The organism is Novosphingobium sp., from assembly GCF_036733805.1.
GTDB lineage: Bacteria > Pseudomonadota > Alphaproteobacteria > Sphingomonadales > Sphingomonadaceae > Novosphingobium.
The window spans coordinates 1-2148 of sequence record NZ_DAIMZT010000143.1; the positions used below are offsets into that span (position 1 = coordinate 1).

At 61.2% G+C, this 2148-nt stretch carries 2 protein-coding genes and 1 pseudogene; 1 reads left to right on the plus strand and 2 read right to left on the minus strand.

Annotation, left to right across the window (positions count from 1 at the left end; translation table 11 throughout):
• Window positions 1–488, minus strand: a pseudogene (locus tag V7D69_RS15980) (IS5 family transposase); the annotation flags it as partial.
• Window positions 489–757: 269 nt separating this feature from the next.
• A complete protein-coding gene (locus V7D69_RS15985; RefSeq protein ID WP_333606333.1) occupies window positions 758–1774 on the minus strand; it encodes an IS110 family transposase in 1017 nt (338 codons plus the stop codon).
• Between V7D69_RS15985 and V7D69_RS15990 the strand changes: the two genes are divergently transcribed.
• Window positions 1655–1984: a hypothetical protein gene (locus V7D69_RS15990; protein WP_333606334.1), complete on the plus strand. Its 330-nt coding sequence runs from the start codon at window positions 1655–1657 to the stop codon at window positions 1982–1984. The genes V7D69_RS15985 and V7D69_RS15990 overlap by 120 nt on opposite strands.
• Window positions 1985–2148 lie beyond the last annotated feature (164 nt).

Here is a 2148-nt window from a genome sequence, read left to right on the forward strand (position 1 = left end):
GTCGAACTCGACCCCGTCGATCAACGGCGCAACGCCGATGGTGTCGTAACGGTTTCCCGGCAGCAGTATGAAGCGCACGAGATTGCCCAAGGCGTCGGTCAGCGCCAAAATCTTGGTCGTCATGCCGCCTTTTGAGCGACCAATGGCCTGGCTCTGAGTCCCCCTTTTGCGCCCTGGCCGTGCCGGTGAACCTTGACGATGGTGGCGTCGACCATGGCGTATTCCATGTCCGGCTCATCCGACACGGCATCGAAAATCCGCTTGAAAACATCAGCTTCGCGCCAGTCCCTGAACCGGCGATAGGCCGTGCTCCAGTTCCCGAACAGCGCAGGTAGATCGCGCCACGGACTGCCCGTCCGCACAATCCACAACACCGCCTCCACAAACAGCCGGTTGTCCCCACCGCTGCGCCCAGGGTCCGTCACCTTGCCCAGACAATGCGGCTCCATCTGCGCCCACTGGGCGTCGGTCAGTACGAAGCGTTCCATCCAGAGCGTGAATCATCTGTGGACGCCCCTTCAGACGCAAGCGGTAAAATGGGCTTGCACGTAGTCGGATGCTGCCATCTGTCCGGCCTTTTGATGCAGCTATAATACTGCTGGCCCGAATGGGAGTTCGCGGATCGGATCCACATCACAACAGCGTGCTCGCAGCACTCTGATTCACACTGGTTATTCCAATCCCGTCTCGCCGACTGTTATGCCATACCCTCCTTCGACCGCCTACGTCTTCCGACGACCTCTGGTGGACCGGCGGGTTACGCCGCCGCTACCACCCGAGCCCTGTAATCCTCGTTCTTCACCAGCAGTGCCCAGACGATGCGCGCGGTCTTGTTGGCCTGCGCCACAGTCACCAACATGCGCGGCTTACGCGCCAGCATCCCCTCCAGCCACGACCCTTTGGCAGCGCCCCGCCTGCTGGCCTGCATGACGACCGCGCTGCTGCCGATGATCAGCAGGCGCCTGAGCGTGCGTTCGCCCATCTTCGAGATGGCGCCGAGCTTCTGCTTGCCGCCGGTGGACATCTGCCGTGGGGTCAGGCCGAGCCATGCGGCAAAATCCCTGCCTCGTTTGAAACTCTGCGCCGGCGGCGCCAGGGCAGCAATGGCGGTGGCGGCAATCGGCCCGATGCCGGGGATGGTCATCAGCCGCCGGGCGACCTCGTCCTCCCGGGCGCGCCGGGCGATCTCCTTGTCCAGTTCGGCGATCCTGCCGTCGAGCACCTCGAGCATGCCGAGCATCACCCTGAACATAGCGCGCGCCGCTTCGGGAAGCGATGAGCCCAGTTCATCTTCGAGCAGATCGCCAAGCAGTGCCACGTAGGACCTGCCCTTGGGGGCAACCCAACCATATTCTGTGAGATGCCCGCGGATCGCATTGATCAGTTGCGTGCGCTGTCGGACCAGCAGGTCGCGCGCGCGGAATACCAGCGCTGAGGCCTGCTGCTCTTCGCTCTTTACCGCGACGAATCGCATGTTTGGGCGCTGTGCCGCTTCGCAGATTGCTTCTGCATCAGCAGCGTCGTTCTTCTGCCGCTTCACGAAGGGCTTCACATAGGCTGGCGGAATGAGCCGCACCTCATGGCCCAGGTGCACCAACTCGCGCGCCCAATGGTGCGCTCCGCCACAGGCTTCCAGCGCCACCAGGCAACGCGGTTGCTTGGCAAAGAAATCCAGCAGCTTACCGCGTGCGATCTTCCGGGTGAAAACTTGATGACCACGCGCATCCGACCCGTGGGCATGAAAAACATGCTTAGCGATATCAAGACCGATTATGCTAACTTCACTCATGGACGCCTCCCTCAGGTGATGTTCGACAACTCACCTTGGCACATTGATGCCGTCGGGGGGCGTCCACCCCATCACATTCCCCAACCTTTGGAAATCCCCAGATTCCTATTTCAGGCTCGATGCTCTAGGCCGCCTGCGCCGGACCTGCAGGTGGACAAGAAGCTGCAGATAAGCCTGGGAGCACTGGCCAGCTAAGTCAGCAAACCCCATGACGAGAACGATGCTGGTGTCCGCCACTGCGCACATCTACCGTGTGACAAAGGCGAATGGAATGACGATCAGTATCCCCGACCAATGATCCTTATGACGCAAAGAAGCGCGCCACCCGCTCCTTGAATTTCTGAGGCTTGCGAAAAGGA